Consider the following 24,627-nt stretch of genomic DNA (forward strand, 5'->3'; position numbering starts at 1 on the left):
ACGACACCTCAACCGAAGCCGCCACCAAATCCGCCAACGTCACATCCTCAACACAACGATCCGTCTCATTCACACCCCCCAACACCAACCCACGCTCCACCACAGACTCCACCTCGAACATCTCGACTCGCCGATCCGGTTCTGCGACAGCAGTAGTCAAGACCGATTCGAAGGCGTACATCAGGCGTGAGGCGGTGAATTCCTCGAACAGATCAGTGGCGTAGGTCAACTGAACGACAAGCCCTGCCGGTAGGCCGTCGTTGTCGAATTGTTCGGCCGCAACAAAATCGAGGTCGAACTGAGTGCTCACCACCGCAGGTTCGATGCTCTCGATGTGCAACCCGTCGAGAGTCAACCGTGAATCGAGATGGTTCTGTAGTGCGAGGCTGACCTGGAAGAGCGGTGAATAGGACTGCGAACGAACGGGATCGAGTACCTCCACCAGACGCTCGAACGGAACGTCGCCGTGCGCAAAAGCCTGAAGATCGACGTCGCGGACTCGGGAAAGCAGGTCGGTGAACTCCTCACCTGGATCGACTCTGGTGCGCAACACGACGGTCCCCACGAACATACCGACGAGATCGTCGAGCACACGTTCGCCGCGCCCGGCGGTCGGCGTCCCGACGGCAAAGTCGTAACTGCCGCTGAACCGTGACAGTACGACGGCCAGAGCAGCATGCAACACCATGAACGGCGTCGCGCGATGCCGTCGTGCCAGTTCGGAAATTGCTTGTTGCAGAGCAGGTTCGAGATGCACGCTCAGAAGCGATCCTCGTCCGGAGGCCTCAGCCGGGCGGGGCCGATCCACCGGGAGCTCGAGGACGGCGGGCACTCCCTCGAGAGCGTTCCGCCAGAAGTCCAACTGTCGTGTGACGAGTGAGGTCGACGATTCTTCCGAACCCAACGTCTCGAGCTGCCACAGTGCGTAATCCGCGTACTGCACCTCGAGCGGCGCCCACAACGGCTCCATACCTCGGGTCCGCGCCTCATACGCCACCATCACATCACGCGTCAACGGACCCATCGAGAAACCGTCACCCGCAATGTGATGCACCGTCATCGCCAGGACGTACTCGAACTCGTCAACCTGCAACAGCGAGGCTCGAACGGGGATCTCGGACGTGACGTCGAACGATACGCCGAGAACATCGGCCAGCACGCTGTGGAGCGAATCCTCCTGCACCGTGACAATGTCGAGAATGTCGAGAGCACGAGGTTCCTCGACGACCTCCTGGTAACCCGTTCCGTCGTACTCCGGGTACACGGTTCTCAGGACCTCGTGGCGAGCGATCACGTCGGCGACGCTGGCGCGCAACGCCTCGACATCCAATGGACCTGTGAATCGCAGAACCACCGGGATGTTGTATGCCGACGAATCGGGATCGAAGCGATTGAGGAACCACATACGAGTCTGCGCAGCGGAGAGCGGAATCCTCGCCGGCCTCGGCTGCGAACCCAGCGCGGGCCGCCGCGAACGCTCGGCAGTTTCCACCACTGCAGCCAACTCTGCGACAGTGGGCGACTCGAAGACCACACGCACGGGCAAGTCCGTTCCCGCCGCGGCGTTGATCCGCCCGAGCACCCGAGTTGCACTGAGCGAATTGCCGCCGCGTTCGAAGAAGTCGTCGTCGATGCCCACCTCCCCCGTGCTTCCGCTGCCGAGAACCTCGGCAAAAGCGGTCGCCACCGACAGTTCGGCCGGTGTCGTCGGTGCACGGAAACCACGTGCCTCGAAGACTGGCTCCGGTAGCGCATGTCGATCTACCTTGCCTGTACTCCCCAGCGGCAGGGAGTCGAGCGTCATCAGCGTTGTCGGAACCATGTAGCCGGGCAGGGTGGCGCGCAGTCGTGCCAGAATCGCTGAGCTCTCGATGTCCGAGCCAGCTGCCGCGGTGACGTAGCCGACCAGGTTTTGCTCACCGGTGGCCGACGTCGTGACCGTGACCACCGCATCGCGGATCGGTCGTTCGGCGCGCAACGCTGTTTCGATCTCGCCGAGTTCGATGCGGAAACCTCGGACCTTGACCTGGAAATCTGCACGCTCGAGGTATTCGAGGCTGCCCGCGGCATTCCACCGAACCAGATCGCCGGTTCGATAGAGACGCTCTCCCGTTCCATTCGGGTCGGCGACGAAACGGCTCGAGTTCTGCCCCGCATCCCCGATGTACCCGCGCGCCAGCTGAACTCCAGCGAGATAGAGCTCACCTGCGACACCGACCGGAACCGGGTGAAGCCGCTCGTCGAGTACATGCAGGCGCGTGTTCCAGGCGGGGGTTCCGATCGGCACTACGGCAACGTCTGCATCGCTCGTTCGGTGCGCTGTGACGCTGACCGCTGCTTCCGTGGGTCCGTACAGGTTGTAGACCTGCGCCGAACTCTGCTCTCGCATGTGCTCGGCTGTCTGTATCGGGAGAGTCTCGCCGATGCACAGAATCCTGGTGAGCGAATTCGGCAGTCGGCGCTCGGACACACTGAGCAGCGACAACATCGAGGGGACGGCATGCAGTGTCGTGACGTGCTCACGCTCGATCAGCAGCGTGAGGTACTCGCCGTCCTGCTGTGCCCCTGACTCGGCGAGAATCATGCAGGCGCCGGTTTGCAACGCCCACCAGTATTCCCAAACGGACAGGTCGAAGGTAGATGCAGTTTTGACGAGTACGCGGTCGTGCGCGCCGATCGGGAATTGATCCTGCTTCCACAAGAGTTGGTTCGTGATCGCTCGATGGGAAATCGCCACGCCCTTGGGCTTTCCGGTGGATCCCGAAGTGTAGATCGCGTACGCGATGTTGTCCGGTCGCAGGCAGGCGAGGCGTTCGCTGTCCCGAATCGGTGCTGCGTCGTTTCCGTCCAGATCGAGAGTTTCGATGTCCACGACGTGGAACTGCCCGTCGAGCGAATCGCGGGAAGTGCTCAGAACAACTGTGGGCGCTGCAGATTCGAGGATGTGAGCCGTGCGTTCTGCCGGCTGATCCGGGTCGAGCGGAACGTAGGCCCCGCCTGCCTTCACCACCGCGTACATGGCAACGACCAGTTCGACGGAGCGCCGCAGATTGAGCGCGACAGTCACTTCCGGGCCGACACCGATGTCGATCAGATACCTTGCCAGGCGGTTGCTTTCGGCGTCGAACTCGGCGTAGGTCAGGCGACGGTCACCGAGAACCAGCGCTTCGGCGCGCGGTGTTCTGCGCACCTGGGCGTCGAACAGATCCGCGAGGGTCGTCTCTGGAACGACAGTGTCGGTGTTGTTCCACGTGTTGACGGTGGCCGCGATCTCTTCGTCGCCGAGCAGAGCGACGTCGCCTACCGGGAGGTCCGGGTTTCGACCGATCGAATCGAGAACGCGAAGCAGACGGTTGGCGAATGTCGCCACTGTGGATTGGTCGAACAGATCCGTTGCATAGGTGAACGACGCCGACATCGACCCCGAGTCCCCAGGGGTGACGGTCAAGTGCAGGTCGAACTTCGCCGTCTCGACTGGGGCGCCAACTGCCGCGATCTGCAGTCCGGGTAGCTCGAACATTGTCGGCGTGAGGTTCTGGAAGGACAGTGCCACCTGGAACAACGGATGGCGGGCCGTCGATCTGACCGGATCGATGATCTCGACGAGCCGCTCGAACGGTAGGTCCGCGTGCGCGAAGGCGGCGAGATCCTGATCGCGGGTGTGGTTCAGCAGGTCCGTGAACGGTGCTGCCGTGTTCACCTGGGTTCGCAATGCCAAGGTGTTCACGAACATCCCCACGAGTGCATCGAGCGACTCGTGCCCTCGTCCCGCGATGGGCGAGCCGATGGTGATGTCAGCACTGTTGCCCAACCGGGCAAGCAGTGCGGCGAATGCCGCGTGGACCACCATGAACAGGCTCGCGCCTGATCCGACAGCAAGATCACGCAGTCGATCGGCGGTGTCCGAGCCGATCGTGAAGTGAATCTCCTTGCCGCGGTAGCTCTGACGGGGCGGACGTTGCCTGTCCGTCGGCAGACTCAACAGGTCCGGAATTCCGGCGAGCGCAGAGGTCCAGAACTGAATTTGTCTCTGAGCATCGACGGAGGGATTCTCATCCGCGCCGAGCAGATCATGTTGCCAGAGCGCGTAATCCGCATACTGCACGGGCAACGGTGTCCACTGTGGAGCTTCGCCGCGAGACCGCGAAACGTAGGCACCCATGACGTCGGAGGCCAGGGGTCCGAGCGAGGATCCGTCCGATGCGATGTGATGCATGACGACGGCGAGCACATGTTCGGTCTCGGAGATTCGATACAGAGCGGTCCGCAGTGGTACGTCAGTTGTCACGTCGAATCCGGTGCCGGCAAGAGCAAAGAGCCGCTGCGACGCTTCGGCTTCGGTGACGTCATGCGGAACCAGATCGAGATCCACCGAAGACTCGGGCAGGATTTCCTGGCGAGGACCGTACGGGGAATCCGGATAGTAGGTACGCAACGACTCGTGGCGTTGGACCACGTCACGAAGCGCGAGAGCCAACGCCGGCGCGTCCAGGGTTCCGCTCAGACGCAGCGCCAGGGGCAGGTTGTCCGTGGCAGCCGCGGTGTCGAATCGATTGAGGAACCACATCCGATTCTGCGCCGGTGAGAGCGGAATACGTTCAGGTCGCGGTCGTGCTTCCAATCGGGGCTGATCATCACGTTCTGCCGAGTCTGCCACCAGTGCGAGTTCTGCGACGGTCGGCGCCTCGAACAGCGCCCGAACCCCGAGTTTGATCCCGAACGTGGCGTTGACTCGGGCAATCGCCCGAGTCGCGCTGAGCGAGTTTCCACCCAGCTCGAAGAAACTGTCTTCTGCGCCGACGGTATCGGTACCGAGAACGTCGACAAAAGCGCTCGCGACACGAATCTCTGCGAGTGTGGTCGGCACCCGGAACAGCGCGGAGGCGATGAACTCCGGAACGGGAAGTGCTGCGCGATCAAGCTTTCCGGCCGGAGTCAGGGGTAGCAGATCCAGCAGGACCACGGCACTGGGCACCGAGGCACGGGGCAGCACCGCGGATACGGCTTCGAGGACGGACTCCGCCGACACCGCATCTGTGGTGGTGACGTAACCGACGAGTTGATCGCCGAGAGAGTCATGTCGGTGAACAGTGGCGGCAGCAGCGCTCACTCCGCGAACGGAGGCGAGCGCTGATTCGATCTCCCCCAGTTCGATGCGGAGCCCGCGAAGCTGAACTTGGGCGTCGGATCGTCCGATGTAGGCCAGTTCGCCCTGCTCGGTCCAGGCGACGACGTCGCCGGTCCGGTACATCCGCGCGCCCGATGCACCGAACGGGTTCGCCACGAAGCGTTCTGCGGTCAATGCCGCGCGCCGGTTGTACCCACGTGCCAGGCCGGGTCCCGACAGATACAGCTCGCCCCGGACACCGACGGGGACGGGATTGAGGGCGGAATCGAGGACCAGAACGTGTGCGCCTTCGAGCGGAATACCGATCGTGACGGGCGAGAGTGACGTGTGACGGTGTTGCTCGCCGTCACCGACCAGAGCTGCAGTGTCGTGGAGAGCCCCGGTCTTGGTGATGACGATGGTGCTCTCGGTCGGCCCGTAACTGTTGAAGAGTCTTGTCTGGCTGGGAAAACTGTCGAGTAGCTGCGGCGGAAAGACGTCGCCGCCGAGCACGACGACTTCGAGATCCGACAAAATGCCTGCGTCGACGGTGGTCATCGCAGCAGGAGCCGTCACCACATGGGTGACGCGATGACGCCGGATCACGTCGGTGAGTTCCTCGCCGGCAATGACCGACGGAGGTGTGATCACCATCGTGGCACCGGCGGTGAACGCAAGGATCATCTCGAACATGGACGCGTCGAAGCTGGCCGAGGACAGTCGCAGTACCCGAGAGTCGCGCGATACCGCCAGATCAGTGCGGGTCCGAGCGGAGAACACGGACAGTCCCCGGTGAGTGACAGCGACGCCCTTGGGGAGACCGGTCGAGCCTGACGTGTAGATCAGGTAGGCAACATGATCCGCGTGCAATGGGCGGATCCGATCGGCATCGTCGACCTGCGCTGCGAGGTAGCGATCGAGGTCGAGATAGTCGATCTCGATCGTATCGATTCCGTTCGGAAGTGTTGGCGCCGTCTCGGAGTCGGTGATCACGACCAGCGCTGCAGAGTCTGCCAGCATGTGTGCGATGCGCTCGTCGGGATACGTCGGATCCACCGGAACGTACGTTGCTCCGGACTTGGCAACAGCCCACAGTGCGAGGATGGACTGCGTCGAACGTGGAAGAGACACCGCAACAGCTGTTTCGGGGCCTATCCCACGTTCGATGAGGAGCCGAGCCAGCTGTGAGGATCGCACATCCAGCTCGCTGTACGTCATCTCACCGTACGACTCGGAAACGATTGCCACATTCGCGGATTCCGAGTGCCGGGTCAACAGATCTGCCAAGGTGCGAACCGTTGGCGCTGACGGACCGAATGCCGAAGTAAGTCTGGTGTATTCGTTCTCGTCCAGAACGGCGATATCCGCGATTGCCACTTCCGGAGTCTCGACAATCTGCGCGAGAATCCGGTGGAACCGCTGCGCAAATCCGTCCACGGACGTGCCGGTGAAGAGGTCTGTGGCGTACGTCCAGGTGAGATTCAACGAATCTGCGTGCTGGACCATCGTGATCTGGAGGTCGAACTTTGCCGCCGCGACTGCGTTGTCCACGGCTTCGATCTCGAGACCGGGCAGCGTGAACGCAGCGGTTCCCTCTTGCTCCTGAGACAGAGCCACCTGGAAGATCGGCGCGTGGGCCTGGGAGCGAGCGGGTTGCAGTATGTCGATCAGCCGCTCGAATGGTAGGTCGGCATTCTCGAACGCAGTGAGGTCAGTGGCTCGCACCTGCGCCAACAGATCGAGGAACGACATCGCCGGGGTGAGACGGCTGCGTAGTGCCACCGTGCCGACGAACATTCCGACCACGTCGTCCAGCGCGTGTTGGCCGCGTCCGGAAATCGGTGTCCCGATCACCACGTCGTCGGTCGCACCGAGGTTGGACAGGAGCACCGCGAGGGCCGCCTGGAGCACCATGAAGGTCGTGGCGCCCTGTGTGCGGCCCAACTGCCCGAGTGCAGTGACCATCGCGGGCGCCAACACCAGTTCGGTGTTCGCTCCGCGCAGCGACGCAATCGCCGGCCGCGGGAAATCGGCCGGAAGTTCGAGAAGCTCCGGCGCGCCGGCCAACTGGCCACGCCAATACTCGGCCTGCGCCGAAGCAAGACTGGTCTGATCACTTTCCGAACCGAGGACCTGGTGTTGCCACACGCTGTAATCCGGATACTGAACAACCAACGGGGCCGGTGACGGCTCCGTACCCGAACGGCGCGCCGAGTAGGCCAGAACCAGATCCCGTGCGAGCGGCGCCACTGACGCACCGTCCGCGGCTATGTGGTGAATCACGGCGACCAGGATGTGTTCGTCAGCCGAGAGCTCGAACAGGTTTACCCGCAACGGGATTGCTCTGGTGACGTCGAACCCCTCGTCCACAGCGCCGACAATCTGATCGGCAACCTGTTCGGGAGAAACCACCGTGTGACGAAAAGGAACGTCGACGTCGTCGAGAATCCGCTGGAAAGGCCCTTCGGCATCGTCAGGGAAAATGGTCCGCAAGGATTCGTGGCGAAGAACGATGTCCGACAGAGATTCTCGGAGAGCCACTGAATCCAGCCGGCCGCGCAGGCGAAGGACGAGCGGGATGTTGTACGCGGGCGAGGCAGGATCGTATCGATTGAGAATCCACATTCGCGATTGCGCCGGCGAGAGCGGGATTCGCTCGGGCCGAGGCCCAGCGGCCAGAGCGGGCCGCGTTCCGCTCTGCGCTGCATCGACTGCCACAGCGAGGGCCGCGACTGTCCTGGCATCGAAGAGAACCCGAACCGGGAGGGTGACTGAGAGTTCGGTGCCGACCCGTCCCATCACTCGGGTAGCACTCAGAGAGTTTCCACCGATGTCGAAGAAGTCGTCCGTCATGCTGACCTGGTCGACTGCCAGGACGTCACCGAAGATCCGGCCGATCAACTCCTCCGTCTTCGTGACGGGTGCGACATACGCATTCCGGCGCATCGTCGGGGCAGGCAGCGCGCGGAAATCGACCTTTCCGGCCGGCGTCAACGGAATTTCCTCGAGAACGATCACCGAGGAAGGAACCATGTGTGCCGGCAGTCGACTGGAGACGAAGGTGCGCACTTCTTCCGGATCCAGATGACCACCGACCACGTACGAGTGCAGTCCGACGGTGTCGTCTGCTGTCGTCACCGCAGTTCGTACACCGGAGTGCGCACCGAGCACCGCGTCGATCTCACCGAGTTCGATGCGGAAACCGCGAATCTTGACCTGCGAGTCACTGCGGCCGAGATACTCGAGTTCCGTTCCACGACGTCGCACGAGGTCTCCGGTGCGGTACATCCGCTGCCCCGAACGTGAGGGGTCGGCAACAAATCGAGACGCTGTCAGGTCGCCGCGATGGTGGTAACCGCGGGCAAGTCCACGGCCGGTCAGATACAGCTCACCCGTCACTCCGTCTGGAACCGGACGGAGGCGAGAGTCGAGAACATGTGCGACGGTGCCGCGAACTGAACTACCGATGGTGATCCGATCAGTCGCAGACATGGGCCCCGCGAGGGTAGCCATGACGGTGGCCTCGGTGGGACCGTATGCGTTGAACATCTTTCGCGTCGACGCCCATAGCGCGACCAACGCAGCGTCGCACGCTTCACCGCCGACGATCACGGTACCGAGATCCGGAACCTCTGCCGGTTCGATCGTAGCCAGGGCAGCCGGGGTCACAAATGCGTGACTGATCTTCGACGCCCGCATGAGGGCCGCGAGTTCGCTTCCGCCATAGATGCCCGTGGGAACAACATGCATCGCGGCACCGGCACCGACAGCCATGGCCAGTTCGAGCACCGATGCGTCGAAGCTGGGTGAAGCGAAATGCATCGTGCGACTGAGGTTGTCGAGTTCGTATCGGCGAACCTGCTCGTCGACCAGCGCCGCGAGACCCGCATGGGAGACGACGACGCCCTTCGGAGTGCCGGTCGATCCCGACGTGTAGATGACGTACGCGGTGTGGTCCGTGCGAATCGGTGACGTGCGCTCGGAATCGAGGATTCGCGTGTCACTGACGTCGTCGCGATCAAGCGACGCCACTGCTTCTTCCGTCAGCGTCAGGACTGCTCCCGAATCAGTGAGCATGTGCTCGATTCGCTCGGCCGGGTAGCTCGGGTCGACGGGTACGAACGCCGCTCCGGTCTTGGCAACGGCCCAAGTGGCGAGTACAGAAGATGCCGACCGCGGAATGGCGATCGCCACTACCGATTCAGGGCCGATCCCTCGAGCTACGAGTGCCCGCGCCCACCGATTGGTACGCCGGTCTACATCATCGTAAGAGAGTTCGAGGTCGCCGCACAGTATGGCCGGACCACCGTTGGATTTGATGACCCCGGCCGTGAGGATCTCCGGCAGTGTCAGCTCCGTCAAGGCGACCGACTGGGCAGTTCCCTGACGTTCGATCTCTGGCATCGTCCGCAGATCGAGGTCGCCGACCACTGATTCGGGTTGGGCGACAACAGCGTCGAGAATGGCGACGAACCGATCCGCGAGCTCGCGCACAGTCGATTCGTCGAAGATGTCGAGGGCATAGGTCCACGTCGTGGTCACCGACCCGTCCGGGCGCGGCGACGAGACATCCAGTTGGAGATCGAATTTCGAGATCGGAGCATCCAACGGGACCTGAGAAACTTCGAGGCCGGGAAGCTTGACGGATGGGGTCGGAATATCGCCGGTCGCGAGTACCACCTGGAAGAAGGGGTGGTGCGCCGTCGAGCGAGGCGGGTCGAGCACCTCGACGAGACGCTCGAACGGAATATCTGAGTGGGCAAATGCCGAGAGGTCGGCGTTACGGGTCGATTCGAGCAATCCGCGGAACGAAGCCGTCGGATCCACCTGTGTCCGGAGAACCACGGTTCCGACGAACATGCCGACGAGATTGTCGAGGGCCTGATTCCCGCGTCCGCTGACCGGGGTGCCGATCGCGATGTCGGACTCCCCCGCCATCCGAGACAGCAGTACCGACAACGCCGTGTGCAGCACCATGAACGGTGTGGACCGAGTGCTGCGAGCCAGGGATTCGACGGCGCGGTGCGTCTGCGCCGAGAGGGTCGACGACACCGTCGCACCTCGATAGGACGCGACTGTGGGATGCGGCCGATCCGTCGGGAAATCGAGACGGGTCGGGACGTGCGCCAATGCAGCGCGCCAGTATTCGATCTGGCGGGATGCCTCCGATTCCGGATCGTCCTCGTTGCCGAGAGAATCGATCTTCCAGAGCGTGTAGTCCGCGTAGTGAACGCTCAACGGCGACCACTGTGGCGCGGTTCCCGCGAGCCGTGACGCGTAGGCCGTCATCACATCCGCGGCCAGTGGCTGCATCGACCAACCGTCACCACTGATGTGGTGGACGACGAGTACAAGAATATGCTCCCGACCAGACGTCCGGAGAAGCGAAGCCCGCACCGGAACCTCGGTGGTCACGTCGAACCCGGCACCGACCAACTCGTCGATCGCCGCGACGGGGTCACTGACATCCGCGGGTTCGAGAGCAACTGGCGCGTCGTCGAGAATGCACTGGTAAGGACCTTGATCCGAATCCGGATAGAGTGTGCGCAGCACCTCGTGCCGGTCGATGACATCGCTGATCGCCTGGCGCAAAACCTGAACGTTCAGGTCGCCGGACAAAGAGAGTGCTGCCGCAATGTTGTACGCCCCGGATTCCGGATCGAATCTGTTGAGGAACCACATACGCTGCTGGGCCGGTGAGAGCGGAATCCGGTCCGGTCGAGGGCGGGGTCCGAGTTCGGTGAACCTGGACGGCGCGCTGCCGGCGACGAGTCCGGCCAGCGCACCAACTGTCGGAGCGTCGAACAGGTCTCGGACACCCAGAGTCGATCCCAGTGCCGAGTTGATCCGTGCCACCACCCGCGCAGCCGTCAGGGAGTTGCCGCCGAGCGCAAAGTAATCAGCGGTAACGCCGATGTTTTCCACTCCGAACAGCTCGGAAAAGATTGCGGCAATAGCCCTTTCGGGTTCGGTGACGGGAGCGACGTACTCACCTGCCGTCGAATCCGGTTCCGGCAACGCACGCCGGTCGAGTTTTCCGTTGGGGCCCAGCGGCATCGACGCCAAGAACACGAATATTGAGGGAACCATGTAGGTGGGCAGCTTCTCCTGCGCGTGCGCGCTGAGAAGGGCACTGTCGATTGCCGAATCAGCTGTCACGTAGGCGATCAGGCGGTCCTGTCGTACGACGGTTGCGGCCGAGAGTACTCCCGAGAGTTCCAACAGGACCGCGTCGATTTCTCCGAGTTCCAAGCGCTGCCCGCGAAGCTTCACCTGGAAGTCGGTACGACCCAGATACTCGATCTCACCCGTGGAATTCCACATGACGAGGTCGCCCGTCCGATACATCCGCCCGGGCCCGAAGGGGTTGGCTACGAAACGATCTGCTGTCAAGTCAGAGCGTTGCACGTAGCCGCGGGCGAGTTGGACTCCCGCGAGATAGAGTTCTCCCGCCACTCCGATCGGGCTCGGCGCGAGGCGGTGGTCCAGCACGTAGGTCTGCGTGTTCCAGACCGGAGCGCCGATCGGCACCGGACCTGTTGCGGCGGCATCCGTCTGATGGAAAGTGACGTCGACGGCAGCTTCGGTGGGACCGTAAAGATTGTGCAGACGTGCACCGAATCGTTCGTGGAAGCGAACGACCGTCGCACGCGGAAGTGCCTCGCCGCTGGCGAACACCTGACGAACGGATCGAAGTTGTGCGAGATCGCCGTCGACGAGGAAGACGTCGAGCATCGACGGGACGAAGTGCAAGGTGGTGACACCTTCGCGAGCGATCAGCTCGGAGAGGTACCGAGAATCGCGATGTCCATCGGGTTCTGCAACTACCAGTCGCGAGCCGGCGACGAATGGCCAGAACAACTCCCACACCGAGACGTCGAAGGTGGCGGGTGTCTTGTGCAGCACGACGTCGTGACGGCCGAGCGGATATTCATGTTGCATCCACAGCAGGCGATTGACTATCGCTCGATGCGACACTGCAACGCCCTTGGGCTTTCCGGTGGACCCAGATGTGAAGATCACATAAGCAACGTGATCCGGCGATACACGACCGAGACGCTCGACGTCTGCGAGCCGCTCGGTGGAGTACCCGGACAGATCGATCTCGTCGAGAAGTACGGGGTTGACCCCATCGGGCAGCGATGTTGCGTCGGCCGCGACCGACAGGACGACCGACGGTGCTGCGATGTCGAGCACGTACCGGATCCGCTCGTCCGGATGCTGCGGATCGATCGGAAGATACGCACCGCCGGCTGCGATGACGGCGTGCACTGCCACCACGTACTGCGCGCTCCGGTGCAGAGCGATCGCGACCAGTGACTCCGGCCCGACGCCGCGTTCTACGAGGTGACGAGCGAGAGAGTTGACCTGGGACCGGAATTCTCCGCGACTGATCGTCGTGCCCGCGAAGGTCAGTGCAGCATCGGCCAAGTCGGCGATACCCGAGTCGACGATTTCCGAGCCGGCGATTTCCGAGTCGGCGCCGAGTAAGTCGAGCAGCGTCTTGTCAGCTATGACGTGGGAAGTGTCGTTCCACTCGTCGAGTACGAGCCGTCGTTCGGCCGCGTCGAGATAGTCGATGTCCCGGATACGGATTTTCTCGCCAGTCATCGCGCCCAGTATCGATGCAAGGCGTCGGCCTACACGCTCTGTTGCGTCGTGGTCCATCGCATCGGGTGCGTACTCGATGGTGAGGTGAAGGCTCGGTTCGAGGACCGTGATCAGGGCGAGCGGGTAGTGAGTCGCGTCGGCGACCTCGATTCCCGTAACTCGCATCCCGGCGATATCCGTCGCGGATTCGAGCGCCGAACGGTCGACGGGATATGACTCGAACACCGTCAACGTGTCGAACATCGCGCCGGCGCCCACGGCCGACTGCACCTCGGCCAGGCCGACGTGGTGACTGTCGAGCAGCCGAACCTGCTCGGACTGAACGTGTTCGAGGAGTTCGGACACCGAACTGTCCGGGTTGACACGAACGCGAACAGGAACTGTGTTGATGAACAACCCGAGAATGTCTTCGACCCCGGTCAGCGACGCGGGTCGACCCGAGACGGTGGCTCCGAACACGACGTCGTCGCGTCCGAGCATTCCACTGAGCAGTAGACCCCACGCAGTCTGGACGACAGTGTTGACCGTGACGCCGCTGCGCCTGGCCAACTCGAAGATCGCCTCGGTCGACGAGGCTTCCAGCGGGACTTCGACATCCACGGGAACTGCGTGCACGGAGAACTCCGTACGGTGTGGTGCGACCAGCGTCGGTTCGTCTACTCCAGACAGTGCGCCGATCCACCTGTCCAATGCCGCGCCGTTGTCTTGTTCGGCGAGCCAGTGCAGATAGGTGCGATACGACCGAGCGGGAGCCGGCAGCGACGTGTCGGCGGCGTAGAGCGACAGTAGATCGCGCACCAACAACGGCATGGACCAACCGTCGAAGAGAATGTGGTGATTGGTCACGATCAGGTGCGCCGAATCCGCACCCTGGCGTAGCAGCACTGCACGAAGCAGAGGGGGCGCGCTCAGATCGAACGGTGCCGTGCGCTCGAGTTCCGCGACGACGTGCGGATCACCCCCGAGCACCTCCCGCCATGGAGTTGCCACGGAATCGAGAACGAGCTGTGCTGCAACGCCGTTCGAGTCGTACACGAAGGCAGTCCGAAGTGCGGTGTGGCGCTCGAACAGTCTCGAAAGCGACCGCTGTAGTCGATCGCTGTCGACGATCCCGGCGAGGGACAGAACGATCTGGCCGGTGTAGACGTCGACGGCATCGGCGGTGAGGCCGGCATGAAACTGGAATCCGGCTTGCAGCGGCGAGAGCGACCAGATGTCCTCCAGGTGGCCGAACTGCTTCTCCCACAGTTCTATTTCGTCCTGCGAAGCCGAGACCAGGGGAACGTCTGACGGCGTGAGGCCGGCATGATCACCGACGGAGGCGGCAATCTTCTCCAGTTCGACGCGCCACGCCGTCGCGAGCTCCGCGACTGCAGCGGGTTCGAAGATACCTTCGGGGAAAGCAAATGACGCCGATAGGAACTCGCCTTCCGGACCGTCCACGACGGCGGCATTGATGTCGATCGCGTAATTGACCGCGAGATCGCTTCCGCTGCCGTTGTTGAGATCGATTCCGGCGTCGGGAATCCAGCCCGCGGCCCGCAATTCGTCACCGAACTCCGCAGTGGACATCTTGCCCAAGTAGTTGAAACCGATCTGCGGTTCCGGGCCGGTCAGCATCCCTGCACGTCGGAGCAGCCCGTAACCGATACCGGACCCCGGCGTGGTTCTCAGCTGTTCCTTGACGGATTTCACGACCGTCGGCGTGTCCACTCCGAGTCCGGTGAGATCGATCCGAACCGGGTACACCGCCGTGAACCAGCCGACGGTCCTGGACAGGTCGGCACCGGGCAGCACGTCTTCGTCTCGTCCGTGACTTTCGAGCGAGACCAGCATCCGCTGTGATCCGCTCCAGGTGCGCAATGCCAGGGCAAGCGCACTGAGCAAGCCGTCGTTGACACCGGTCCGATAGTGCGACGGTACCGCGCGCAACAGGTGATCTGTTGTGTCACGGTCGATGTCGACCCGGACTCGACGCAGTGACGACCCTCGGTCCCGTTCCGCATCGAGAGGACGCGAACCGATCGGCGCACCATCGAAGTCGACGACCTCACGCCAGTACTCGAGTTCCGCCGACGGTGACAGCTCGGTGAGTCCGTGCGACCAACGCCGCAGTGACGTTCCGACGGGCATCGGTACCGGCGTGCCACCGTGAACGATCTGTTGCCAGGCTGCAGCGAAGTCCGGAAGGAGAATCCGCCACGAGACGCCGTCGACAACCAGATGGTGGATGACGACCACCAATCGGCCCGAATCGTGCGTCGAGTCGAGCCAGACGATCTGAGCAGTATCGCCGCGGTACGGATCGAGCCTCGACGCGGCGTCCGCGGTCGCCTGGGTAAGAGCTTCCTCGAACTCGGGGGTTCCGGGTAGCGCTTCGGTGACGGTCCGACGAACCCATGTATCGACAGCACAGCCAGGGGCAATGTCGAATCCGGAGTGGTCGGGCAGCAAACGCGCGCGAAGAGCGTCGTGTTGATCGACAACTACTTGAAGAGTTGCCGCGAGGCGCGAGAGATCAAGTCCGACAGGAACACTGACCGACACGGCTTGATAGAAGGTGTCGATGCTGCCGGCCGTGCCCAGTATCTTGGCTGCGATCGGGGTCAGCGGGACAAACCCCACTCCCTTACCCGGCAGTTCTTCGAGTACGACCGATTCATCTGCCGGGAGTGCGATTTCGGCCAATCGCGCCACCGTCTTGCGTTCGAACACGTCGCGAGGAGTGAAGACAACTCCGGCGGCTTTTGCTCGAGAGACGAGCGAGATCGCGACGATGCTGTCTCCACCCAGCGCGAAGAAGGAATCGTCGACGCCGACTCGCTCGACGCCGAGTACCGACGCAGCGGCGTCGGCGATGATGCGCTCGACCGGACCGCTCGGCGCCCGGTAGTTCTGAGCCGCCGAACGAAATTCCGGTTCGGGTAGCGCCTGGCGATCGAGCTTGCCTGCCGGGGTCAGTGGCACTTCAGCCAGCGGTATCAGCTGGGACGGCACCATGTGAGCGGGCAGGAATCGAGATGCGTGTGCGATCAACGCTTCTTCGTCGAGATCGTGTCCCGGCTTGATCTTCACGTACGAGTACACGGTGCCGCCGGCAAGCGTCACCACGAAATCGACGGATTCATGGCGTGCGAGCACAGCGTCGATCTCACCGAGTTCGATGCGAAGTCCATTGACCTGCACCTGGAAATCGGAGCGGCCGACGTACTCGAGTTCGAGAGTCCGAGTCCAGCGGACCACGTCTCCGGTGCGGTACAACCGAGTTCCGCCGCCGAGAGGATCGGCGACAAAACTCGCAGCGGTGAGAGCCGAACGTGAGTGGTAGCCCTGCGCCAATCCGGGGCCACCGAGATACAGTTCACCGGCCACCCCGGCCGGCACAGGTCGCAACCAGCGGTCGAGAACCATCAGATGCGCGCCCTGAATCGGAGAACCGATCGTGATGGCCTCGTCCGACGCCAGCGGGGGTGTCGTGGTGATGACGATAGTTGACTCGGTGGGCCCGTAACTGTTGTAGAACCGGCAGATCGGGCCGAAGCGTCGAACCAGGTCCGGCGGGCACACGTCACCTCCGACAACCACAGCTTCGAGATCCGGAAGATCGGTGGCGTCCACCGTGCCCAGAATTGCGGGCGCACTGATGATGTGGGTGACGCGCTCGCTGCGCAGCAGTTCTGTGAGCTCGCCGCCGCCGTAGACATCTGCCGGAGCGATGACCATCGTCGCCCCGGCACTGAACGCCTGAACCATTTCGAAGACGGAGGCGTCGAAACTTGCGGACGAGAATCGCAGAACTCGCGAATGTGCACCGACGCCGAGTTCGGGGCGACCCCACGCGGTGAAATCGACCAACGCATTGTGCGTGACGGCAACACCTTTCGGTGTACCAGTGGAACCGGACGTGTAGATCAGATAGGCGATGTGATCGCTTCGCAACGGCGCCGTGCGGTCGGAGTCGTCGACGACGGACTCGTCGCCGACAAAGCTGAAGGCATCGATAGAGATGCAGTCCAGATCGACGGGCAGCATCTGATGGACAGTCGAATCAGTAATTCCCACAACAGCATTACTGTCCCCGACCATGTGATCGATTCGTTCGACCGGGTACGTCGGATCGACCGGAACTGATGCAGCGCCGGTTTTGGCAACCGACCACCACGCGATGACGGCATCGATGGATCGAGGCAGCGCGATCACGACACTGGTGCCAGGACCCACTCCGCGCCGGATCAGCATTCGAGCGAGTACGTTGGAGCGACGATCGAGTTCGCGGTAGCTGAGCTGCTGGGTACCGCAGCTCAGTGCGATCCCCTCCGACGATGCCGCGACGCCGTGGGCGAGAATCGTGGGCAAGGTCATCGGTGCCAGTGCGTCAGGGCCGCGTGCCGGAACGATCGACTTCCGCTCGGCTTCGCTCAGGATCTCGAGATCGTGAACACGAGTGTCCGGCAGCGCTTGCATGTACCGGGACAGCAGTTCGACGTATCGGCGCACATGGTCGCTCAGGACATCTGCGGTGTACAGATGGGGATTGGCTTCGAAATCGATTCGCGGCGCCTCTCCCGAGGCACTCGGATAGATGTTGACCGACAGGTCTTCCACCGGCCCTGTCGACAAGACGTGGAATCGACCAGTCACCGACCCCAGGACCACTTCGGGGTGAAAGTTCATGATGTTGATCGCGGGACCGAAGAACCCCCGCTCGGCACCGAGGCCTCGATCGCGCCTCATGTCCTCGGTGCGGTACCGCTGATGTCTGAGCGCGCCGGTCAGTTCGAGCGAGGCAGCCGCGCTCAATTCGGCAACCGTGGTCGTAGCGGTCACCGCGAGGCGCAGCGGAACGACGTTGGAGATCATGCCACCCGAACCGCGCAGAACCCTGTTCGTTCGCGCGGTCACCGGCAAACTCAGCACTACGTCTTCGGTGCCGGTCACCCGGGCGAAGTAGAGCGCGAAAGCAGCCACCGCCGCCGCCGAAGAGAACTCGTCCGCCTTCGCCGTCGCGTTCGCACTGTCGAGTGTTCGGCCGACCACGACCGCACCCGCTGTGGCGTCCATCCGCTTCCCGGCCAGACTTGCCACGGCCGGAAGGTCTGCTGTCTTGGCTGCCCAGTAGTCCTGATCTCGGCGGAATCGCGGCGAGTGCCGATACTCGGCCTCGGCGTCGTGCACGGCCAGAAGATCGGTTGCCGACGATTCGGGGACTGAAAGGCCGGCGACCTCCGCTGAGTAGAGCTCGGCGATGCGTGTCATGAAGTTCATGGCGCCGTAGCCGTCGAGGACCAGATGATGGATCCGGCAGTACCAGAACTGGCGGTTCGCGCCGACGCTCAGGACGGCTGACTTCACCAATCGATCGGTGAGTAGATCGAAAGGTCGGGTGTACTCCTGCCGCATCCACTCGAGTGCGGCTGCCTCCGGCTCGCGCTCACCGCTCAGATCGACGACCTCGACGCTCTGACTTAGCTCGGAATCGATCTGCTGAAACGGTTCGCCGTCGATCTCGAGGAGTTTCAGCATCCCGGAGCCGAACTCATGCGCTGCTGTGACGCAGGCACTTTCGAGCACCGCCGCGTCGAGAGTCCCGTCGACTACGACATACTGCGCGATCGTGATCGGCACATCAGTACGCAGTAGCTGGGCAAACCAGATTCCGCGTTGCGCGCTGGTCAGCGGAAAGGGCTCGAAACGTCGATCAGCATGCACAGCGTCGTTCTCTCATCTGCCGAAAAAAGTACCGACGGCCTGCATCGATTGCTGTGGACCTGCGGCGCGAGACGACCGTACCGACTACCACTCGACACAGTCCGCCGATTGATCAAAGATAGGGTTGCATAACCTTCCCATCTCGTCAAATGGCAAAACAAGTCCCATGCGATCACGTAAAGGATTCCGCCAGGTCTGTTTCTGCAGATCAGACCTGGGATTCGAGTGCGGTCTCAGTATTCGGCGCGTCATGCGCCGGGTACGCATGCACCAAGGCAGTAGCGAGTTTCGGCACCGCGTGAGTGAGCGAATGCTCCGCGCTGTGCGCTATCGCATGAGCTTCGGCAAGAGTTGCCCGGGGATCGATGTCGAGTTCTGCATCGGCATGCAGTCGGTGTCCGATCCACCGCATCTTCAGATCACGAACACCGAGGACTCCGGGTTCGTGCATCAATGCATGCTCTGCGTCGTCCACCAACTCAGGTTCGACGCCGTCCATCAACCTCCGGAAGACGTCTCGCGCTGCAGTCCTGAGCACCGCCACGATGGCAACGGTGATGACAAGGCCGATGATCGGATCTGCCAACGGGAAACCCAGCGCAACTCCCCCCGCCCCCAGAAGGACTGCGAGCGAAGTGAATCCGTCGGTCCGAGCATGCAATCCATCGGCCACCAGGGCCGCTGAACCGATTTGCCTGCCGACCCTGATCCGATACAACGCCACCAATTCGTTTCCGATGAAACCGATCAAACCTGCCGCCGCTACCCAACCGAGGTGCTCGATCTCGACCGGGTTGATCAATCGCCTCACCGCCTCGACACCGGCGATCACTGCCGACAGTGCGATCATGGCGAGCACGAACAGTCCGGCCAAATCCTCCGCACGCCCGAAACCATAGGTATAGCGCCTGGTCGCAGCGCGCCGACCGAGCGCGAAGGCAATCCAGAGTGGGACTGCCGTGAGCGCGTCGGAGAAGTTGTGAATGGTGTCCGCAAGCAGCGCCACCGAACCCGAGATCGCCACGATCGCAACCTGAGCAACTGCGGTGACGCCGAGCGCGACAAGACTGATCTTGACCGCCCGGATGCCGATTGCGCTCGATTCCAATGCGTCGTCGACACTGTCGGCAGCATCGTGACTGTGCGGCGAGAACACTTCGCGGACTGCCGATCGAAATCCCTTCGGCCCGTGGACATGGCGGTGGCCGTGGCCGTGGCCGTGGGACGTCTTGGGTTCGTGCGTCACGACGCACCTTCTTCTTGATCGGTCCGATCGACGTTCGCCGAGCGCTCCGGGTGTATCTCCCGAAGCTCACCTTCACTACGGTGATGCCCCGGCAATCCGGGTCCGGCATGCTCCGCATTGAAGACCGCGTCCGTAACCAGTTGGCGCACATGGTCGTTCTCCAGGCGATAGAACACCGTCGTACCATCGCGGCGCGTTCGCACCAACCTTGCCATGCGCAATTTCGCCAGGTGCTGCGACACCGAGGGCGCCGGCTTGCCGACGCGTTCCGCCAGTTCGTTCACCGAGCACTCGCGGTCTACCAATGCCCACAAAACCTGCACACGGGTTGCGTCGGCCAGCATGCGGAACACCTCGACGACGAGGTCGACTTGATCATCGGGAAGCTTACGGCGACAAACACCACTATCTGCGTTCATACGTAGATAGTAGATCATGCTGGACGCCGAAGATGACCTCTCGTCGATTCACCAGTTGTGCAAAGCTTGGCGGCAGAGCCCTTCGCCACTCGCAGACCGGGAGACAACGATGAGTACCGACGATTGGAACGCAGGAATCATTGCGGAATTTCGGGAGAACGAGGGCAAGGTAGGTGGCCCCTTCGAAGGTGCGCCCATGGTGTTGGTCCACCACACAGGACGCAAATCCGGACGCGATTTCGTGAGTCCCATGATGTATCTGGCAGACGAGCAGGATCCGAAGACCATCTACGTTTTTGCATCCAAGGCCGGTGCCCCGACCAATCCCGACTGGTACTACAACCTCGTTGCCACCGACCAGGCAGAGGCCGAGATCGGCACCGAAACATACCCGGTCTCCGTCAGCGAAGTAACCGGCGAGAAGCGTGACCGCATCTACGGCGAGCAGGCCAGTCGATACCCGGGATTTGCCGAATACGCGGAGAAGACAGCTGGGATCCGCACAATCCCGGTGGTAGCCCTGACTCGCGCGTAAATCCTGGTAGCACCTCCCAGCCGTTTCCATTCGGAAACGGCTGGGATCGTTTGTACGGAATCAGGTCGCTGAAGAGGCTTTGACCTCACCCTTCGCATGCCGTCCGAGCAGCACGTATCCGACCCAGGATCCGACAACCACTGTCGCCGCGAGCGCCTGTACAAGGCCTTCGATACTCGCCGGATAGAACACGCCGGTGATGTAGTGCGAGATGAATCCGGTGGACGGCAACTCCGCGATACCGGCCATTCGGCGGGCCCAGTTCTCGAGATTGGTCAGCGGGCAGTCATATCCGACCGCTATCGAACCGGCTCCCCAGACGACTGCAAGTAGGTGGAAACCGATGGTACGACGCCACTTCCACGCCACGAACCCACCCAGCACCACATAGAGGACAAACCCGAAGTGAACGAACACCGTTACTACTTCGATGAGCCGATACACCATCGTCGTCTCCGCTCGTGGCGCGGAAGTCCCGCAACAACCAGACTAATCCGATGTTAGTCCTCGTAGAGGTGATCTACCCGGTGTATGCAGCGGTCGTGCGAGCAGCGGCGGCTGCAGCCGCATCCGGGTCGTCGCCCGATGCGATCGCAGCTTCGGCCCACAGTTCACTGCTTCCCGCGATGAATGCCTTGGCCTCGTCGCTCGCCGACCACTCGGGTGTCTCGAGTGGCGTCGCGATCCCCAGTTCAACGTGTCGAGCCAGCCCGAGCAGTCCCATGTCCCAACCGACGCCGACGGCACCTGGACCGTACTCGGCCCACCGATCCGGCTCCACGTCCGCGGCATGTTCGAAATCGAACAGCGTTGCACCACTGCCCTTTTCGGCGAGATTTACAGTCACATAGCTCACATCGCCGCCATATTCCCAGGTGATGCGAAGAGTTCGAGGAGCTTCGCACGCCAAAATCTCGCCGCCGGCGTTGCCCTCGAGCTGATAGTGGCCGCCGATCATGGCTTCTCCCGCGACCGGCATGAACCATTGGCGAATGCGGTCGAACTCGGTGATCGCCGCCCAGACCGTGCCTATTGGTGCCGCGAGAGTCCGCGACATGCGCAGCATGCGCGTTTTCCCCTCGTCTCCGCCGAACGGGCCCAGTTCTCGCGCCACCAACTGCAACGAATCAACTGCTTTGTCGACCATGAGACTCCTCGGTTCGAGCGAAACTTTCAGCTCAGGCGCTGCTGTAGATGTACCGCTACCTCTTCTCCAGCGGCACTCTTGCCGATCGCCTTGCACAGCGCCACGCGCAGCGGAAGCCAGTGCGGTCCGTCGCCGGAGGGCATCAGCGTCGCCTCGAAGGGATGCTCACCATCGAGGGTTCCGAGCACCTTCACAGCGCGTCTGGTTCCCAGAAGTTCCGCCGAGGCGGGCACGGTCAAGAACGTTGCGAACGCACCGTCTTTCTCGATGGGAGCGGTGAACGAGTAATCGAGCGGTTGTGGAGTCTTGTCAGTGGCCATCTCGCGTCACTGCTCAGCAGCGAGCAGGACGTCGGTGTCGAAACACGTGTGAGTGCCGGTGTGGCACGCGGCGCCCTCCTGATCGACGATCAGCAAGACGGAATCGCCGTCACAGTCGAGTCGCACCTCGTGGACGTACTGGGTGTGCCCCGACGTCTCACCCTTGACCCAGTACTGCTGCCGCGAGCGCGAATAGTACGTCCCCTTACGGGTTTCCAGTGTTCGCGCGAGCGCTTCGTCGTCCATCCACGCGACCATCAGCACATCACCGGTCGACTTCTCCTGCGCAACCGCGCTGAACAGTCCGGCGTCGTTTCGCTTCAGCTTCGCCGCGATTGCGGGATCAAGACTCATATGACGTTTATACCTTCCACCTGTGACTTCCGTGGAATTCCCCTGCACGGCCGCCCTAGAATGGAAGTTCCTTCGCTTCTCGCTCTGGAAGAAGATCCGACATGAACCATCAGCATCATGACGGTCCGCACCCGGAGTACATCTGCCATCTCGCGAACCCGAGTACCGATCGCGTCCGAACCCGCCACGTCGTTCTCGGCATCGGCCCAGGTGCTACCAGCAAGAATGTACTCAGCTACGCACTGACGCTTGCCGCCAAGGAGGATTCAGCCCTCCACGTCGTTCACTGCATCACGTCAGAGGACCTACCTGTCGAAACCGACTCACCAGAATTCGAAACGCGTCTGCACGACGAGATGGTGTCGCAACGCGAGCAGACAACCTCGGCACTTGCCTCGCACGCCGACACCTGGACGTACGACTGCACCTATGGAGACCCGGCCGGTGTCATTCTCGCAACCGCGGACAAATACGACGCATTTACCATCGTGATCGGATCTCCGCGAAAAGGCGCTGCCTCCGCGGTGAGCCGACTGATGCACATCTCGGTCACTTCCCGACTGAACCGGCAGAACCGTTATCCCGTGATATCGGTTCCGACCGGAGTCAGCTCGGCAAGATAGCCGAACGCGGGACAAGCCCGCCTAGATGATCGAATAGTCCTCGAGCGGAAAGCGTTTCGCTTCGACGAACGCATTCCGTGTAGACGTGGGCCGCAGAATCGCAGCCTCGCCGTGCTGATTGAAGTAATAGCTTCGTGCAGTCTGGCAACTACCGCCGTAGAAGACGGAGTCCGCCAGGTTCTCGGTCATCCGGTCGAGGAACTCGGCGTTGGCAGTTTCGGTGACCTCGAATGTTTCCGCGCCGCGCCGTTTCACCTCGCCGAGCAGTCGATCCATGTGCTGCATCTGGGATTCGATCGTCGTGAAGTAGGACAACCCGCTGTACGAGTACGGACTGGCGAGCGTGAGGAAGTTGGGGAAATACGGAACCGCGACCCCTTCGTAGGCCTGGAAACGGTTGTCGCGCCACCACTTACCGAGGTTTCGTCCCTCGCGACCGATAACCTCGATGGCTGGAAAGTTCACATCCCAGAGGTTGAATCCCGTTGCCAGCACCAAGGTGTCGATCTCGGTCTTGCGACCGTCGGCGGTGACGATTCCGTCGGCAGCGATGTGGTCGATCGGCGTCGTTTCGAGATGCACGTTGTCCTTGGTGAACGTACGGAAGTAGTTGTTGGAAAATGTGGGACGCTTGCACCCGAAGTCGTAGTCCGGTGTGAGTTGTTTGCGAAGGCTGGCGTCGCTGACCTGGGACCGCAGAAACGCACGTGATGCGGCCGCCGCACCCTTGTTCAACAGTTTGACCTGCTTGTAGTGAAGGACCGCGCTGACCATGATCATTTCTAGGATCGACGAACTGACAGCGCGGGCGATTCGCTGGGTGAGCGGAATACGCGAGAACAGCTTCTGCACTGCATTCGGAATGGAGACGTCGATCTTGGGAACCACCCAGATCGGGGTGCGTTGGTAGACGGTCAACTCTGCGGCCTGCCGCGCCACCTCGGGGATCAACTGCACAGCGGTGGCGCCGGTTCCGATGATTGCGGTCTTGGTGCCGGACAGATCGTAGGAATCGTCCCAGGCCGTGGTGTGGATGATCTTGCCGGCGAAGTCGTCGATACCGGAGATGTCGGGCCGATGCGGTTGCGAGAGGAAACCCGTCGCAGTCAGGAGGTACTTGGCAGTGATGTCCGGCGCGCCTTCGACGGATACGACCCAGTGCGAGGAATCCTCGTCCCAGCGGGCTCCGTTGACCACGGCACCGAACGTCATGTGCTTCCGCAGATCGTACTTGTCCGCGACGTGATCGGCGTACTTCTTCAGTTCCGCGCCCGGTGCGAAAAGCCTGGACCAGTTCGGATTGGGCTCGAACGAATACGAGTAGGTGACCGACGCGATGTCGACAGCCAGACCGGGATAGCGGTTGACGTGCCAGGTTCCACCCAGATCGTCCTCGCGCTCGAGGATCGCCAGGTTGTTCAGGCCCAGCCGCTTGAGTTGAATGGCCGCACCCATTCCGCCGAAGCCCGCCCCCACCACAACTGCGTCGTACTGCACTGCCATCGGAGAATCCCTCTCGTGAACTGCACATCAGAAAAACTGCACATCAGAAACTG

The 24,627-nt window shown here is 62.2% G+C and carries 10 protein-coding genes; 2 read left to right on the forward strand and 8 right to left on the reverse strand.

Annotated features, from left to right (window positions below; genetic code table 11):
• The 3 genes from ATN38_RS11595 to ATN38_RS11605 all read right to left on the reverse strand — a co-directional run.
• Positions 1-18,427, reverse strand: an 18,427-nt coding sequence (locus ATN38_RS11595) for a non-ribosomal peptide synthase/polyketide synthase (protein ID WP_218748033.1), incomplete at its 3' end; no start/stop codon positions are given.
• Between the two features lie 208 nt (positions 18,428-18,635).
• On the reverse strand, positions 18,636-19,673 hold the full coding sequence (locus ATN38_RS11600; RefSeq protein ID WP_218748035.1) for a cation diffusion facilitator family transporter: 1,038 nt from the start codon (positions 19,671-19,673) through the stop codon (positions 18,636-18,638).
• Entirely contained in the window at positions 19,670-20,092 is a 423-nt protein-coding gene (locus ATN38_RS11605) for a metalloregulator ArsR/SmtB family transcription factor (protein WP_003942406.1), read from the reverse strand. The genes ATN38_RS11600 and ATN38_RS11605 overlap by 4 nt, the downstream gene beginning before the upstream one ends.
• Positions 20,093-20,201: 109 nt before the next feature.
• On the opposite strand from ATN38_RS11605, the gene ATN38_RS11610 reads away from it, so the two are divergent.
• A complete protein-coding gene (locus ATN38_RS11610) occupies positions 20,202-20,627 on the forward strand; it encodes a nitroreductase/quinone reductase family protein (protein WP_054825232.1) in 426 nt (141 codons plus the stop codon).
• Positions 20,628-20,687: 60 nt separating this feature from the next.
• Here ATN38_RS11610 and ATN38_RS11615 read toward each other — a convergent pair whose 3' ends face one another.
• The 4 genes from ATN38_RS11615 to hisI form a co-directional block, all read right to left on the reverse strand.
• The gene (locus tag ATN38_RS11615) at positions 20,688-21,074 is read right to left on the reverse strand and encodes a DUF2784 domain-containing protein (RefSeq protein ID WP_003942402.1); all 387 of its coding nucleotides are present in this window, start codon (positions 21,072-21,074) and stop codon (positions 20,688-20,690) included.
• A 73-nt stretch (positions 21,075-21,147) separates the two neighbouring features.
• Positions 21,148-21,774 (reverse strand): SRPBCC family protein, encoded by a 627-nt coding sequence (locus ATN38_RS11620; RefSeq protein ID WP_007732240.1) that lies wholly within the window; start codon positions 21,772-21,774, stop codon positions 21,148-21,150.
• Between the two features lie 26 nt (positions 21,775-21,800).
• Positions 21,801-22,094 (reverse strand): DUF1905 domain-containing protein, encoded by a 294-nt coding sequence (locus ATN38_RS11625; RefSeq protein WP_054187192.1) that lies wholly within the window; start codon positions 22,092-22,094, stop codon positions 21,801-21,803.
• Positions 22,095-22,100: 6 nt separating this feature from the next.
• Positions 22,101-22,448: a phosphoribosyl-AMP cyclohydrolase gene (gene hisI / locus ATN38_RS11630; protein ID WP_003942390.1), complete on the reverse strand. Its 348-nt coding sequence runs from the start codon at positions 22,446-22,448 to the stop codon at positions 22,101-22,103.
• A gap of 101 nt (positions 22,449-22,549) precedes the next feature.
• On the opposite strand from hisI, the gene ATN38_RS11635 reads away from it, so the two are divergent.
• Positions 22,550-23,071 (forward strand): universal stress protein, encoded by a 522-nt coding sequence (locus ATN38_RS11635; protein ID WP_054187191.1) that lies wholly within the window; start codon positions 22,550-22,552, stop codon positions 23,069-23,071.
• Positions 23,072-23,092: 21 nt separating this feature from the next.
• On the opposite strand, the gene ATN38_RS11640 is transcribed toward ATN38_RS11635, so the two are convergent.
• Positions 23,093-24,574: an NAD(P)/FAD-dependent oxidoreductase gene (locus ATN38_RS11640; RefSeq protein WP_054187190.1), complete on the reverse strand. Its 1,482-nt coding sequence runs from the start codon at positions 24,572-24,574 to the stop codon at positions 23,093-23,095.
• Between the last annotated feature and the right edge of the window lie 53 nt (positions 24,575-24,627).

It is taken from the genome of Rhodococcus sp. FH8, assembly GCF_019266085.1.
GTDB classification, from domain to species: Bacteria; Actinomycetota; Actinomycetes; order Mycobacteriales; family Mycobacteriaceae; genus Rhodococcus_F; species Rhodococcus_F qingshengii.

Excerpts from the sequence above, each read along its gene's own strand:
- ATN38_RS11605 (WP_003942406.1), bottom strand. The coding sequence starts at position 20,092 with ATGAACGCAGATAGTGGTGTTTGTCGCCGTAAGCTTCCCGATGATCAA.
- ATN38_RS11610 (WP_054825232.1), top strand. The coding sequence starts at position 20,202 with ATGAGTACCGACGATTGGAACGCAGGAATCATTGCGGAATTTCGGGAG.
- ATN38_RS11615 (WP_003942402.1), bottom strand. The coding sequence starts at position 21,074 with ATGGTGTATCGGCTCATCGAAGTAGTAACGGTGTTCGTTCACTTCGGG.
- ATN38_RS11620 (WP_007732240.1), bottom strand. The coding sequence starts at position 21,774 with ATGGTCGACAAAGCAGTTGATTCGTTGCAGTTGGTGGCGCGAGAACTG.
- ATN38_RS11625 (WP_054187192.1), bottom strand. The coding sequence starts at position 22,094 with ATGGCCACTGACAAGACTCCACAACCGCTCGATTACTCGTTCACCGCT.
- hisI (WP_003942390.1), bottom strand. The coding sequence starts at position 22,448 with ATGAGTCTTGATCCCGCAATCGCGGCGAAGCTGAAGCGAAACGACGCC.
- ATN38_RS11635 (WP_054187191.1), top strand. The coding sequence starts at position 22,550 with ATGAACCATCAGCATCATGACGGTCCGCACCCGGAGTACATCTGCCAT.
- ATN38_RS11640 (WP_054187190.1), bottom strand. The coding sequence starts at position 24,574 with ATGGCAGTGCAGTACGACGCAGTTGTGGTGGGGGCGGGCTTCGGCGGA.